8 protein-coding genes are annotated in these 15,591 nt (G+C 45.8%); 4 read left to right on the top strand and 4 right to left on the bottom strand.

The features are described from left to right. Positions 1-7 precede the first annotated feature (7 nt). The 4 genes from NE536_RS01370 to NE536_RS01355 all read right to left on the bottom strand — a co-directional run bounded on the left by NE536_RS01370 (position 8) and on the right by NE536_RS01355 (position 7,053). On the bottom strand, positions 8-2,257 hold the full coding sequence (locus NE536_RS01370; RefSeq protein WP_261271555.1) for a sensor domain-containing phosphodiesterase: 2,250 nt from the start codon (positions 2,255-2,257) through the stop codon (positions 8-10). Positions 2,258-2,405: 148 nt separating this feature from the next. Beyond that, positions 2,406-3,620, bottom strand: a complete 1,215-nt coding sequence (locus NE536_RS01365) for an RsmB/NOP family class I SAM-dependent RNA methyltransferase (RefSeq protein WP_261271554.1) — start codon at positions 3,618-3,620, stop codon at positions 2,406-2,408. A gap of 144 nt (positions 3,621-3,764) precedes the next feature. Beyond that, a complete protein-coding gene (locus tag NE536_RS01360) occupies positions 3,765-5,036 on the bottom strand; it encodes a sugar MFS transporter (RefSeq protein ID WP_261271553.1) in 1,272 nt (423 codons plus the stop codon). A gap of 394 nt (positions 5,037-5,430) precedes the next feature. Next, positions 5,431-7,053: an alpha-glucosidase gene (locus NE536_RS01355; RefSeq protein ID WP_261271552.1), complete on the bottom strand. Its 1,623-nt coding sequence runs from the start codon at positions 7,051-7,053 to the stop codon at positions 5,431-5,433. A gap of 495 nt (positions 7,054-7,548) precedes the next feature. Between NE536_RS01355 and NE536_RS01350 the strand changes: the two genes are divergently transcribed. The 4 genes from NE536_RS01350 (at position 7,549) to gloA2 (ending at position 15,543) form a co-directional block, all read left to right on the top strand. After that, on the top strand, positions 7,549-10,371 hold the full coding sequence (locus tag NE536_RS01350) for a TonB-dependent receptor (RefSeq protein WP_261271551.1): 2,823 nt from the start codon (positions 7,549-7,551) through the stop codon (positions 10,369-10,371). Positions 10,372-10,491: 120 nt separating this feature from the next. After that, positions 10,492-12,804 (top strand): glycoside hydrolase family 13 protein, encoded by a 2,313-nt coding sequence (locus tag NE536_RS01345; protein WP_261271550.1) that lies wholly within the window; start codon positions 10,492-10,494, stop codon positions 12,802-12,804. After that, positions 12,801-15,017, top strand: coding sequence for an alpha-amylase family protein (locus NE536_RS01340; protein WP_261271549.1), 2,217 nt, complete (start codon positions 12,801-12,803; stop codon positions 15,015-15,017). Before NE536_RS01345 ends, NE536_RS01340 begins: the two co-directional genes overlap by 4 nt. A 142-nt stretch (positions 15,018-15,159) precedes the next feature. Beyond that, positions 15,160-15,543, top strand: a complete 384-nt coding sequence (gene gloA2, locus NE536_RS01335; RefSeq protein WP_261271548.1) for an SMU1112c/YaeR family gloxylase I-like metalloprotein — start codon at positions 15,160-15,162, stop codon at positions 15,541-15,543. Positions 15,544-15,591 lie beyond the last annotated feature (48 nt).

Raw genomic sequence — 15,591 nt, 5'->3', positions numbered from 1 at the left:
AAAAAACCTAATGCAGCTCAGCTTGCTTTGCCAACAGCGCAAAGAAAGCGGCTTTAGGCATAGGCTTATAGAAAAGGTAACCTTGAATTTCTTGAATATGATTCGACATCACAAACTTAAGTTGTGACTCAGTTTCCACCCCTTCTGCCGTCACGGTTAAATCTAACGCATGGCTTAACCGCACTATGGCCTCCACCAACGCTTCGTGGCGCTTGCCTTCATCTAATCGGTCGATGAAGCTCTTGTCGATTTTAATTTGATCGATAGGGAAATTCGCCAAATAGGACAAGGACGAATAGCCAGTACCAAAGTCATCCAAGGAAATTTTAATCCCCATAATCCGTAAACCATTAAGCACATCAATTAGATGCGTATGTTGCTTCATCAGCAAAGATTCAGTGATCTCAAGGGTTAATCTATCATAGGGGAAATCTGTCACCTCAAGTTGCTCAGTAATCGCAGCAAAGGACTCCACAAAGGCATCTTGCAGTTCATGGGACCAAAACTCAAAGGTCGACACATTCACCGACAAGTTAATCGGCCAATTGTGAGCCTGCATTTCTAAGATAGTTTGCATAGCGCCAAGGCGCACATCTCGACCAATATCAACGATTAAGCCGCTGTTCTCCGCGATGGGAATAAACTCATCGGGGGGAATGAATTGCCCTTCAAGCTGCCAACGAAGTAAAACCTCGGCGCGAACAATCAAACCTGTGGTCGCATTCACTATGGGCTGGTAATAAAGCTCGAAGGTCTGTTGATCGAGTGCCTGCTTAAGTTGATTATGAAGGCTGGCAATACGCTCGGCATTGAGCTGCATTTGCTCAGTAAAAAAATGATAACGATTACGACCATTAGCCTTTGAAATATACATGGCCTGATCGGCGCAATTTAACAGCTGCTCGAGATCGAGGGCATCTTCAGGAAAACGCGCAATCCCTATACTGACCGAACTATAAACACCTTTGCCATCGGCAAGCACATAACGTTTAGCCACATGCTTATTAATTTTTTCAGCAAGTTGCGCCAACTCTTTCTGGTTAACTATCCCAGGTAACAGCAAGGCAAACTCATCACCGCCGAGGCGCGCAAACACCATAGTGTCATTCAGGCACTCGCAAATCTGCCGCACCACTTGCACTAATAACGCATCACCTTTGTCGTGACCATGGGTGTCGTTAACTTGTTTAAAGTTATCTAAATCCATCAGCATAAAACTAAAGCCGGGCGTCAGACTGTCGGAGGTAATGAAGGATTGGATCAGTTTAAACAAGGCATTGCGGTTAGCAAGCCCAGTCAGCGAATCATTATTAGCCTGATACTTAATCAGCTGCGCCGCTTTTTTACGTTCGCTAATATCTGAAAATAACCACGCAAAACAAGGTTGTAATCCGTTGGGCTCTCGAAATGTGCTCACGATGAGATCTAGATAAAACTCCTCACCATTGCCCCTTAAGCCAACCAATTCCCCCTGCCACACTCTATCCTGCGCTAAATGCTCGAATAAGCCGGCTAACTCATTGGGTTGAGACGCAGATAAAAACATCTTGGGGTTAAAGTTTGCTATATCAATATCTTGTGGAAGAGCGATATGTTTAAAAGCGGGATTAGCATAGAGAACGGAATCATCGGAATTGGAGATAACCAGTGCCAAAGGTAAGCGGTCAAAAATTTTCACTGCTAAACGCTGAAACTCCATTGATCGACTGCGTTCAATGGCTAAGCTGGCTAATCGTGCCGCCTCTGTAATCAGTTCTAAATCAAGCTCGGTTGGGGACTTTATCGTATCGTAGTACATGGCAAATGTACCGAGTACTTTGCCTTGAGTATCTTTGATAGGTTCAGACCAGCAAGATTTAAGACCGGCGCGTAATGGCAGTTCTTTATAATTTTCCCAATAGGGATGTGTAGCAATGTCTTCAACGATAACCCGCTTTGCGAAATAAGCCGCCGTTCCGCAGGAGCCGACATTCGGGCCAATCTCGACCCCATTAATCGCTTGGTTGTAACTGTCGGGTAAATGGGGCGCGGCGCCTAACAACAAACGTTTGCCGTCACCGCTGAGCAGTAATACAGACCCTCGAGTGCCTATCTTTTGCGCTTCGATTTTTAGCACTAAGGCGTGCAAGATTTCATGTAGCGGTGCGCCATTAAGCAGCATAGAGAGAATACTGCTATAGCAAGCTATGCTGACATTGTGGGCGAGTTTAACGTCAGCATGGTCGAGCAGATCTGGAAGATTAACGCCGGACGTCATAATTCCCTTAGAAAAAAGTTGCAATATAAATACACATTCACAATGTTAAAATATTTATAACTTATAGGAAATTCTAGGCACTAATGTTAACTAAGTAAACCCTGTATCAATTCAATAAAGGGCTTACTTTAGTCTTAACTGCAAGGCTTTATTCTTGAATACGTTCAAGTTTTGCAAGGTAAAAACCATCAAATCCGCTATCGGCTGGGCTGATACTTTCATCCTCAATCAGGCGGAAATTAGGATTCTCGGCTAAAAACGCATCGACTTGACCGCGGTTCTCGCAGGGGAAGATTGAACAGGTCGCATAAACCACTATGCCACCAACCTTCACCATGCGGCTGTAGCTGGTCAAAATGTGCTTTTGCAGCTCCATTAACACGGGCAAACGCTCAACAGTATCGCGCCATTTTGCATCTGGATTACGCTTTAATACGCCCAAACCTGAGCATGGCACATCGAGTAATACCCGATCGGCGCTGAGCTTTAAGCGTTTAATGGTTTTACTGCTGGCAATCACGCGGGTTTCGACATTGTGCGCGCCATTGCGACGGGCACGCTCTTTGAGTTTGTCGAGTTTCCATTGCTCCACATCCATGGCCAACAAGCGCCCTTTTCCCTGCATTTGCGCGGCTATGTGTAAAGTTTTGCCACCCGCGCCTGCGCAAGCATCAATAACTTTCATGCCTGGCTTGGCATCAAGCGCCGCCGCCACGCGCTGAGAGCCCGCATCTTGCTGCTCGAATAAGCCATCTTTAAAGCTTTGGGTACGGAACAAGGCAGAATCGGAGGTCACTTCAAGGGCAGAATCGACCCCATCAACGCTCAGCGTGCTCACAAACTCAGCGGCAAGCTTAGCGGCCAATTCATCACGCGTCACTTTAAGGCCATTTGCGCGTAAAAAACGCTTCGGCGCTGTACTTAACGCGGCGCGCTCCTTTTCCCAAGACTCGCCTAATTGCTCACGGCCCATCGCATCGAGCCACTCAGGGCAACCGTCCCACAGTACTGGCTTAGTTTTCGCCTGCTCGGTGCGCTCGGCTAAACGCGCCTCATCGACTTGCAGCGAATATTGCATTTTAGGCAGTTCAAGCCCGTGGAATAAATGCCACGCATTAAGCAATTTAGAGCCAAAGCGCTCCATCTCATCTGGACTGATTTCCGCCAGATAACAATATAAATTTAAGCGACGTAGGATATCACCCGTCGTGAATGCGATACGCGCCTGTTCGGCGGGTACCAATTGCAACCCAGAAAAATGCTGAGAATAGGCCCGATCTAAGGGTTTTCCTTGGCTCAGCACCATAGTTAAGATACTGATCACTAATTCGTTCGAGCTGGCAGAAAGCGGAGAATTCAACATTTAAAAGGTCACCATGAATGATAAAACCGGAGGATCATAGGAGGTCAGGCCCTAATACGCAAGCACGCTGGCGCTGAGTTAAGGTTAAAGCCATAAAAAAAGCGATCCAAAGGGATCGCTTTTAAGTGTCAGCCAGTTAACCCGTTACATTTTTGAGCCTTTAGAGCCATAGAACAAGATAAAGCCATAACAAATAACAGGCAGAATAAAGGCGAGTTGCACGCCAAGGTTATCCGCTAACATGCCTTGGAATAAAGGTAGAATCGCACCACCCACAATTGCCAGACATAGAATGCCACTGCCCTGTGAAGTGTGTGGACCTAAATCACGCAGCGCTAAGCTGAAGATCGTTGGGAACATAATCGAGTTAAATAACCCCACCCCAAGAATTGCCCACATGGCAATGCTGCCACTGGTTGTCATCGCCACAACCACAAGTAGCGCCGCCATAAAGGCATTAAACGCAAGCACTGAGCCAGCCGGCACTTTTTGCATGACCACAGAGCCAATGAAACGTCCCACCATAGCGCCGCCCCAGTAATAGGCGATGTAATGGGCGGCTTCAGCTTCTGGCATGCCCGCAATGTGGCTTTCGCCTAAAAAGTTAACTAAGAAACTACCGATAGACACTTCGGCGCCGACATACACAAAAATACCCACAGCGCCGAGCACTAAGTGCTTGCTTTGTAAGGCACTGGTTTTACCTAGATGGGTTTGGACCTCACCTTGAACACTGTGATCATGCTCACGGATCACAGGTAAATCTAATTTTGCAAAAATCAGCGCTAAGATTGCCAGGGCGCCAGAAAGTAACAGGTATGGCAGTTTAACCACTTCGGCTTCGGCGCTCGCGTTGGCTAAATCGCTGGATACTGAACTGGCAACAGAAAGAATGAGCATAGCACCAAAGAATGGTGCCACAGTTGTACCTAACGCATTGAAAGCTTGCGTTAAATTCAAACGACTCGAGGCGGTCTCGCTACTGCCTAAGGCGTTAACATAGGGGTTGGCTGCCACTTGTAGGATAGTGATGCCCGATGCTAAAACGAATAGCGCGCCAAGGAACAGATTATAGGTCGCTAGCGTGGCCGCTGGATAAAACAGCGCACAACCAATACTCGCAATCACAAGACCGGTAACTATCCCCTTTTGATAACCCAGTTTTTTGACTAAGTTACCAGCTGGGATCGACACTAAAAAGTAAGCTCCAAAGAAACAAAATTGGATCAACATGGCTTGAGTATAATTCAGTGAAAACACCGCTTTAAGATGCGGGATCAGAATATCGTTCAAGCAGGTGATAAAACCCCACATAAAAAACAGTGAAGTCAATGAGATCAAGGCAAAACGATAACTGCCCGACCCATTTTCGCCAGTGCTGCTCGTGTAGCTACCGGTATTAATTGATGACGCCATAGTTATTCTCTCTGTATGTTTTTATTATCAGGAACTAATTAAGGTTACATTCCCCATGGTGCCCGTGGGCGGCTTTACGTCGAATAGTGGGCTTGGGTATATACCCAAGCTACCTGAAGATACGAGTTTCAGAGCGCCTAGGGTGCTTCAATTCAAGGCGCATCAATGACAGAATGTCGGCCACCTTTTGAATTGATGCAACACCGAAGTGGAGTGCCCTAGGCGCTCCGTCCCGGCGGGTTTTAACGCACTTTATGCCGTGTTGGTTATTTTTAACTTAGTCCACTAGGTCTGCAAATAACCGCCTTGCCTAAAGTGCGTTAAATTCCCTGAATCCTGCATCTTCAAGTTGTTTGGGTATATAACACCTCAGCCGAATAAAAATGAATCATTTTCAGTTTAAAACTGCATAAAAGCTGGCAAATGCCGAAAACTTCAGCTGATTGTTTTCTATTTGTGCGGTTTTCAGGCCATGTCCCAGCAACATTTCACTAAATTCAAACTGTGATGAATCCAACTCAACATCGGTATTCCCTAAGTTGAATCCGACGAATATTTTGAGCTCTCCTAAGGTACGGATAAAGGCCAAGATGGGCTCGTTGGTATCCACAAACTGGATATCGCCTTCAATCAGCACTGGGTGTAATTTACGCCAAGCAAGAAAACGTCGATAACCATTAAGCATGGAATCAGCATCTGATTCTTGTACACCTACCGCTAACACTTGATGTGCAGGTGCTATCGGCAGCCAAGGCGATACCTCACTAAAACCACTAAAATCGGCGCCTTGCTGCCATGGCATTGGCGTACGGCAACCATCGCGGCCTTTGAACATAGGCCAGAAGGTTTTGCCAAAGGGATCTTGCAACTCATGGTATTCAATCGACGCTTCGGTTAAACCGAGTTCTTCACCTTGATAACTACACACACTACCGCGCAGTGAACTTAGCATGGCATTGAGCATTTTAACCATGTCAGAATTCTGTTTGCCCTGCCCCCAACGGCTCGCCACGCGCTGCACATCATGATTACCGATAGCCCAACAAGGCCAACCATCACCTATGCTCGCTTCTAATGCCTCTACGGTTTGGCGAATATAAGCGGCGCTGTAATCGTCGGTTAATAGCTCAAAACTGTAGGCCATGTGCAGGCGATCTTCACCTTTAGTGTAAGCCGCCATCACAGCTAAAGAATCTTCGGCCGACACTTCACCTAAGGTCACAGCACCGGGATAGCGATTGATGAGCTTTCGTAAATCTTCGATAAACGCGATGGTTTGCGGACGGTCATTATTGTAGTAATGATATTGATAGGCGTAAGGGTTATCTTCACTGAAACCTCGGCCCTGACGTTTATCCTTAGGTTTTGCCGGATTGTCCCTGAGCTGTTCATCGTGATAACAGAAGGTAATCGCATCTAAGCGGAATCCATCAACGCCTTTTTTAAGCCAGAATTCAACATTATCCAGCACAGCTTGGCGCACGTCAGGATTATGGAAATTGATATCTGGCTGGCTACGCAGGAAGTTATGTAAATAGTATTGTTGTCTGCGCGGTTCCCATTCCCAAGCACAACCGCCAAAAATCGCGAGCCAGTTGTTAGGCGCAGTGCCGTCTTCCTTAGGATCGGCCCACACGTACCAATCCGCTTTGGGATTCGTACGGCTCTCGCGGCTTTCAACAAACCACGCATGCTGATCAGAGGTATGACTTAATACTTGATCGATAATGACCTTAATGCCTAAGCCGTGGGCTTTTTCAATCAATTCATCGAAATCATGCATAGTGCCAAAAAGAGGGTCAACTTCGCGGTAATCACTGATGTCGTAGCCAAAATCTGCCATAGGCGATTTAAAGAAAGGCGAAATCCAGATGGCATCGACATTGAGGCTTGCAATGTAGTCCAGCTTAGTGATAATGCCGCGTAAATCACCAACGCCATCACCATTCGTATCTAAAAGGCTACGCGGATAAATTTGGTAAATCACCGCACCACGCCACCAAGTTAACTCACTCATTGTTGCCCCTTTATCGTTATTCTACAGCGATTTTTCCCTAACACACTCACGCAAACAGTTATCGTTTTGTTACTGCAGAGTAAAGGTATCGCGGCTTATTTTGTGTCACCGAGCATACGTGAAGAGGGAAATAAGGTTCAATACACCTGCATACGTATGCAAAAGACCGCGCCAGAAATCACATTGAGCTTTAACTCACTTTACCATTCATTAACAGCTACTTAATTGCAAAGTAAAATCATTTTATTCCATGAGATTTCCCTCAATTAACGGCTATCCTTAACTCAACGAGGCATTGAATACGTATGCACTCTGTTGTTCCGCTAAGAAGCTCGGGAGTAATATCTTCACCGTTGCATAACAATTTGGTCATAAACGCAGCACTTATGCAGTCAATTAAGCGCCTAGATACCAAAAAAAGGCCGCAAACATAACGCGGTGATAACGATAAAACGCTCTACAAAGCGATAAAGCGACTCCAAGGGGAAGAGAGATATGATGCGATTTAAACCCAGTTTGCTAACCTTAGCGCTCATTGCCGCAGGTGCGAGTATGCACTCCTATGCGGCAGATGAAGTGACCACAGATAAAGAAGCGAAAGCGAAAGAAGCTGCAATTGAAGTTATTGAAGTAAAAGGTTTTAGAACCAGTGTTATCAAGTCATTAAATGATAAACGCTTTGGAGATACCGTCTCTGAATCGATTTCAGCCGATGATCTTGGCGCCCTTCCCGACCAGTCAATTGCTGATGCGTTAACTCGTTTACCCGGCGTGACTGCAGTCCGTACTGGTGGACAAGCAAGCGGCCTCAACATTCGTGGTCTTGATGGGGATTTTGTCTTTGCAACACTTAACGGACATGAACAAGTTACTACGGGTGGTAAACGCGCGATTGAGTTTGACCAATACCCATCAGAATTGATTAGCCAAGCTGCAGTATATAAAACGCCCAAGGCCTCGCTCATTGAAGGTGGCGTTGCTGGTACTGTTGAGTTAAAAACCGCAGATCCACTAAAAAACGATAAAGACCAATCATTTAATATCAATGCTCGTGGCAGTTTTAATGACAGAGCCGATGAAATCTCTGATGCCGAGCAGTATGGCAATCGCCTCAGCTTAGCCTATCAAGGCAAATTCCTAGAAGACACGCTCGGTGTGGCGCTAGGCTATGCCCACCTTTATCAACCTTATGTTGCAAGTCAGTTCATTGGCTTACGTTTCAACGATGATAAAAAAGATGTCAATGGCGACGGTGTTGCCGAATCAATCAGTGAAGGTTTTGAGTTACAGCAAAAAGGCGGTGATGATACTCGCGATGGTTATATGGCGGCTATCCATTGGCAACCGACAGACAATCTTAGTGTGAAAAGTGATTTATTCCATTCAAAATTCACTTCCGAAAACTTTGCCCGTGGCTTTCGCGTTAAGTCATTAAAAAACGGCACGATCAGTGATGCAGTTGTCGAAAATGGCTCTATGACTGGCGGAACCGTATCAACCGATGGCAATGATAACTTTGCCGTTTTTGTTATCAATGATAACGACTCAAAGTATTCAGAACTGACGTCTGGCTCAGTAAATGTTGAGTGGAATAATGGCGGCGCCTTAACGGTTGCGGCTGACGTTAGCTATTCAAAAGCCGATGGCGAATTCGTCAACGGTGGTACGCGTGCCGTGTTATATGATGATTTAGGTAATGAAGTACGTTCAGCCGAATCAATTAATTATCAACTACATGGCTTAAACCCTGCCGATGTTAATTTCTCAAACGACTATACCAATACGGCAACCTTGGGTTTGAAAGAAGTGGGTATGTGGCCATACGATCAGCAAAATGATCTTGTCGCCTATAAGTTAGATTTTAACTACGTGTTAGATTCTAGTTTCTTATCTTCTGTCGATTTTGGTCTGCGCTACTCACAGCGTGAGTTTAATGCTCAACGTTCACAAGCGGGATATGGTTTTGAATTTGGTAAAAACCCAACTAATCAACCTGTGCTTCAAATGAACACTGACATGACAAATGTCGTTAACTTTGGCGGAGAATTGTCTGGCTACCCGAACTTCCTTTCCGTTGATTTCAACAAAGCCATTGAACTGGTTAACGCACAGTTAGCCGCGACAGGGCAATCTCCTTTTACCCCAACGGCCAATTGGTCTAATAACTGGACCATGATCCAAAGTGGTTCGGTTAATGAAGACGTACTAGCCGGTTATGTTCAGGGTAATCTTGAGTTTGACTTAGGTGATATTAAAGTCACGGGTAACGTGGGTGTGCGTGTTGTGCACACAGACCAAAGCAGTAAAGGTCTACAACAAGTTGGCTATGGTCTAGGTGAAGCGATTACCGATGAACTTGGCGTGATCAGTAACGACTATATTCGTAACGAGATAGGTAAAACCTATACCGATTACTTGCCGTCGATTAACTTGAGCTTCCACCTCACTGAAAATGATCAACTGCGTTTTGCTGCAGCTTCTGTGATGTCACGTCCTCCAATCGACAAGCTGAAATCAGGCATGGGATCTTGGTATGACGATTCAGCCACACCGGGATACAAAAAATACAATGCTTGGGGTAATACCAGTCCGCTACTTGATCCATTTTATGCCGATCAATACGACTTATCTTACGAGCACTATTTTGAAGATTCACAGGGTGCAGTTGTCGTAGCCTTGTTCTACAAAGATATTAAATCCTTTATCAACAACTTCACAATCCAACCTTATGACTTTGAAGGTAATGGATTTATTGTTCCCGATACTATTGTCGATAATGGTGTTGAGTTCCCAGTGGTGAAAGATGAAGGTCAGTATCAAACTGCAATCAACAACGACAATGGCGGCTATATTCGTGGTGTTGAGTTAGGTTATACCCAAGTCTTTGATTTCCTACCATCACCACTCAGTGGTCTTGGCTTCACTGGTAGCTACTCGTATTCAGACAGTGAAGTGGAATTTACAACAGATTTAAGTGGTTCAAACCTAACGATTCCATTACCAGGTTTATCAGAAAGCGTACTGAACACAACCCTGTTCTATTCACTAGATGGTTTCGATACTCGCGTCAGCATGAGATATCGTAGCAGCTACGTTTCAGAACAAGTTGCAGTTGAATCACAACTCGCCTTCTTCGATGCCGAAACGATTGTGGATTATCAAGCTTCATACGCTCTGGAAAATGGACTTAAGTTCTTATTCCAAATTAATAACTTAACTGATGAACCGAACAAAACCTATTTTGGTGAAGAACATCAGACAGGAACAATCCAATACTTCGGTAGACAGTACTTCCTAGGGTTAAGTTACTCTTTATAAGTTACCCAGAATAAAGCCTGCTTCAATTAAGAAGCAGGCTTTTGCTTATGTAGATTTCAGCGATGTTAAACTTCATCATGCCAGCGCATTTTACTTCTCTATCTTTAAAAGGCTTAGATTATGATCCGTCAAAACTGGCTAATAGCGCTTTATTTATCCGTAGTGTGCTGTTCATTTAATCCTGTCCATGCGAACACTCTAGAGCCGAAGATATCGACGGACGTTAAACTTGAACCCGCTTTTTGGTGGGCGGGGATGCACAATCCTGAGTTACAGTTGATGCTGTATAGCCGCGATTTCCCTAGCTTACAGCAGCAGCTTAAGGTTGATATCCAAGGGCAAGGCATCACGCTAAAAAGCCTTGAACACACTGATAACCCTCACTATCTGTTTATCAATTTAGATCTTAGCCAAGCTGCGCCGCAAACCTTTGAGCTGGTGATTTCCAGCTCGGACTCGGCTTCAAAAACCAACACGCCTCTTTATCGCCTGCCCTATACGTTGCAAGCGCGTGTTAAGGGCAGTCGTGAGCGCCAAGGGTTTAGCAATAAGGATGTGATTTACCTTATCACCCCGGACAGATTCGCCAATGGCGACACGAGCAATGACAATCAGGCCGATATGCTAGAGCAAGTTGCGGCTAACTCTCCTAGCAATCTTAGCAATCCCAGCACCCCCTATTATCCCGATGCTCGCCATGGCGGCGATATCGCAGGGATCAGCCAGCACTTAGCGTATCTGGCAAAACTCGGGGTGACTCAGTTATGGATCAATCCACTGCTTGAGAATAATCAAGCCCAGTATTCATACCACGGTTACTCAATTACCAATTTGTACCGCGTCGATCCCCGCTTTGGCAGCAACGAGGATTATAAAGCCTTAGTCGCTAAGGCGAACAAGCTTGGCCTTGGAGTGATTAAAGATGTTGTCGTGAATCATATCGGCTCTAATCATTGGTGGCTCAACGATTTACCTAGCCAAGACTGGCTGAACGATGCCACAAAAATGCAGCTAAAGAATCAAAAATCCAAGCCTCACTTGACTCAGTCTGCCGATACTAAATCCAGTGCTATTGCTATTAAATCCAGCTTTACCAGCCCCCGTTTTACCAGTCATAGGCGCACCACAGTGCAAGATCCCTACGCGGCAGCGCAAGATCATATCGATTTTGTCGACGGCTGGTTTACCGACACTATGCCAGATCTGAATCAAAGCAATCCCAAACTGGCAACCTATCTCATCCAAAACAGTATTTGGTGGGTCGAGTACGCAGGACTTTCAGGGATCCGCGAAGATACTTATTCCTACGCCGACAAAGAGTTTCTCGCTAAATGGTCTAAGGCCGTAATGACTGAGTACCCGAATTTTAATATTGTGGGCGAAGAATGGACCGCAAACCCCATCACAGTGTCCTATTGGCAAAAGGGCAAAATCAATGCCGATGGCTATACCTCAGATTTACCCAGTTTGATGGACTTCCCGCTATATGAAAAATTAATTGCCAGCCTCAATGAGCCAGAAAGCTGGGACACAGGTTTTATCAAGCTTTACGAGATGTTAGCCAACGATGTTGTGTATGCCGATCCCAGTAAACTAGTGCTATTTGAAGGCAATCACGACACCAATCGTATCTTCAGTTTAGTGAAAGAAAATATAGACTTATACAAGATGGCACTCACCTATATACTAACCGCCAAACGCATTCCGCAGCTGTTCTACGGTACAGAAGTGTTAATGACCAGCCCGACAGAAGGCCGTCACGATGGTGTTGTGCGCAGTGATTTCCCCGGTGGGTTTGCCAACAGTGCCACTAACGCCTTTACCGGCCAAGGACTGAGTGAACCCCAGCGACAAGCACAGCAATTTGTCCGTACCCTACTGAATTACCGTAAACAATCCCCTGCGCTGCAATCGGGCGACTTGCTGCACTTTGTGCCGCAGGATGGCGTCTATGTGCAATTTCGCTGCGTATTAAATACGCCATTATCATCTGAACAGAATGCCGAGGCGCTTAAGTCACTAATACAAAAAAAATCTCTAACCCAACACAATGCTTGCACTCAGCCCTCAGCCGATAAAGTCATGGTGATTTACAATAAAAATGACAAGGCAGTCACACTAGATGTAAACCGCTTTGCCAGTGTATTTGGCGATAACGGCACCGCGACAGACATCATCAGTGGCAACACTGTTTCACTCAATCAAGTGATAACCTTGTCCCACGCAGGGGTCACAATCCTCGAGCTTAAGCCTAATTCCAAGACTGATTCTAATACTAAGTCGCCGCTGAATGCTGGCTTGCCGAGCAGCCAAGATTCATTGCACTCGGGAAATCAAGCTAACGTTTTACCGCGCGTTCAAACTCACAGCAGTGCTAACAACAGTGCTAATAGCCTAGCTAAAAACTTAACTCAAAAAGGAACTCAGTCTTGAGCTTTTTATCGCCTATCGATTCCAGAGTGACTCAGAGCCCCCAAGCGGCTAAATTTCCCATAATGGCTTTACTGTCCAAAGCAGCGAAAGCCCCGCAGCGCCGACAGTCGCGGCATTCATCACTCAATTTATGTCTACAGTCTTTGTTTAATGCCTCTTTATCTAGTGCAGCTTTATTAACTGCCTCGCTTTTTTGCTTATCGGCCAATGCAAATGCATCGGCGCAGGCGCTTGATAATGAACCAAAGTCTGAGAGTGAGGTTATGACGCTAAAACCTGTGGTATATCAGATTTTTACTCGCCTTTATGGCAATAAAAACCCAACGAATAAACCTTGGGGCACGATTGCCGACAATGGTGTCGGCAAATTTAATGATATCGACGATGTTGCACTCAATAGCATCAAAGACCTAGGTGTTACCCATGTGTGGTACACAGGCGTTCCCCACCATGCATTGATTGGCGATTACAGTGCGATTGGCGTAAGTGCAGATGATCCTGATGTGGTCAAAGGCCGCGCTGGTTCACCCTACGCAGTTAAAGATTACTACAACGTCAACCCGGATCTGGCGGTCAACCCCGCCAACCGTTTAGCCGAGTTCGAAGCGCTGATTGCTCGTACCCATCAACACGGCTTAAAGGTGATTATCGATATAGTGCCAAACCATGTGGCACGCCATTATCAATCGGTCAGTAAACCCCAAGGCGTGCGCGATTTTGGTGAAGATGATGATACCAGTCTGGAGTACGCCAAAAACAACAACTTCTATTACGTCATTGATAACAGTGTGAAGGGAACGAAAGGACAAGCGCATGCTTTTGAAGTGCCAAGCTTACCCACAGGGCTTAAACCGCTTGGCGGAGAAGCTCACCCCTTAAGTGACGGCAAATTCAACGAATTTCCCGCAAAATGGACCGGCAATGGCTCACGCTTAGCCAAGCCCGATGCCAATGATTGGTACGAGACAGTTAAGATTAATTACGGCGTGCGCCCCGATGGCACCTATGACTTCCCTCGCCTACCAGCCAAATTCGCCACTTTAACGCAGGCGCAGCATTACGCTTTTTGGCAACAACACTTAGCCGAGCTCCCGAGCTCTTGGATTAAATTCAATCAGATTGCGCAATACTGGCTAGCAAAAGGTGTCGATGGCTTTCGCTACGATATGGCCGAAATGGTACCAGTGGAGTTTTGGAGCTATCTCAACAGCCAGATAAAACACTCTAATCCCGATGCCTTTATCTTGGCCGAGGTCTATAACCCTAAGTTGTACCGAGATTATATCCAGCTTGGCAAAATGGATTATCTGTACGATAAGGTTGATCTTTACGACACCCTAAAAGCCGTGATGGCGGGTAAAACTAGCACAGCTAATATCGCGGCAGATCAGGCAAAAGTGCAAGATATTGAATCCCACATGCTGCACTTTTTAGAAAACCACGATGAGCAACGTATTGGTAATGAAGCATTTTTAGCATCGCTACAAACAAATATCTCAGCAAATGACTCTGCAACTGCTCAGGCCGTAGATCCGAACTATGCCCTACCAGCCATGGTGGTATCGGCAACAATAGGCACTTCACCAACGTTGGTGTATTTTGGCCAAGAAGTGGGTGAAGCCGCCATCGATAACCCAGGTTTTGGTCACGCATCACGCACCAGTATTTTTGACTATGTTGGTGTCCCCGCCCATCATCGCTGGATGAACAATGGCAAGTTTGATGGTGGACAATCGACACAGCAAGAAACATCACTGCGAGCTTACTATCAAAAGCTATTAACGTTAAGCACTGGCAGAACCACGCCCGCACTCTTAGGACAATACTATTCACTCGATGCTGCAAATCGCAGCAAGGGTGATGCGACTGAAAGTAACAGCACTCAAAATATGAATACTCAAAAGAGTGCCGGGCACGAAACTGGCTATGACGACAGCACCTTCGCTTTTACCCGCTTCGAGGCGATATCTGGGACCTCAAAGCAGACTCAAAAGCTGATTATTGTCAGTAACTTCAGTCAGACCAAATCAAAAGCCATACAGCTCAAGCTCCCCAAAGAGCTTATCCGTCAGTGGCAATTAAAGGACGGCGTATTTCCGCTTATGGATTTACTCGAAGATCATGCGGCGAAGTTAGTCATTAAGGAAGCTGAAGGTCTAGTTCAGATGCAACTTGCACCGTTGTCTTCAGCCATATTCGAGCTGGAAGATTAAACGAGCAACAAGCCAAAGTGAGCTAAAAATTGAAATCGACCGATAGCGTCACGCTAAACTGTGACGCTACATTTTTTAACCGTTATACTCTCAAACCTTTCTATCTTATTTGATTACCCTTTAAAAATCACAAAGGAAAGCGATGTTACTCGGCATTCACCATGCAGCGATTATTTGCAGCGACTATCAAAAGTCCAAACATTTTTATGTGACTATTCTTGGTCTTAGCGTACTCGCAGAGCATTACCGTGAGGCACGTAGCTCCTATAAACTCGATTTACAGCTCGAGGATAAGAGTCAAATCGAGTTGTTTTCATTTGACACTCCCCCCAAGCGCCCCAGCTATCCCGAAGCCTGTGGATTGAGGCATCTTGCCTTTCGCGTCGCATCGATTGAAACCGCTATTGAACATCTTCATAGCCATCACATTACCGTTGAACCCGTCCGCATTGACGAATACACAGGCAGAAAATTCACCTTCTTTAGCGATCCCGACGGCCTACCCTTAGAGTTATATGAGCTATAGCGCGAATCAAGCTGAGCCTCAGAGCAGAGAATGAGATGAACAAAGCTT

It is taken from the genome of Shewanella septentrionalis (assembly GCF_025370265.1).
In the GTDB taxonomy this organism is placed as follows: domain Bacteria; phylum Pseudomonadota; class Gammaproteobacteria; order Enterobacterales; family Shewanellaceae; genus Shewanella; species Shewanella hafniensis.
The sequence above is the reverse complement of the archived record's forward strand: the minus strand, read 5'-3'. Positions and strand labels throughout refer to the sequence as shown.

Excerpts from the sequence above, each read along its gene's own strand:
- NE536_RS01360 (WP_261271553.1), bottom strand. The coding sequence starts at position 5,036 with ATGGCGTCATCAATTAATACCGGTAGCTACACGAGCAGCACTGGCGAA.
- NE536_RS01350 (WP_261271551.1), top strand. The coding sequence starts at position 7,549 with ATGATGCGATTTAAACCCAGTTTGCTAACCTTAGCGCTCATTGCCGCA.
- NE536_RS01345 (WP_261271550.1), top strand. The coding sequence starts at position 10,492 with ATGATCCGTCAAAACTGGCTAATAGCGCTTTATTTATCCGTAGTGTGC.
- NE536_RS01365 (WP_261271554.1), bottom strand. The coding sequence starts at position 3,620 with ATGTTGAATTCTCCGCTTTCTGCCAGCTCGAACGAATTAGTGATCAGT.
- NE536_RS01370 (WP_261271555.1), bottom strand. The coding sequence starts at position 2,257 with ATGACGTCCGGCGTTAATCTTCCAGATCTGCTCGACCATGCTGACGTT.
- NE536_RS01355 (WP_261271552.1), bottom strand. The coding sequence starts at position 7,053 with ATGAGTGAGTTAACTTGGTGGCGTGGTGCGGTGATTTACCAAATTTAT.
- gloA2 (WP_261271548.1), top strand. The coding sequence starts at position 15,160 with ATGTTACTCGGCATTCACCATGCAGCGATTATTTGCAGCGACTATCAA.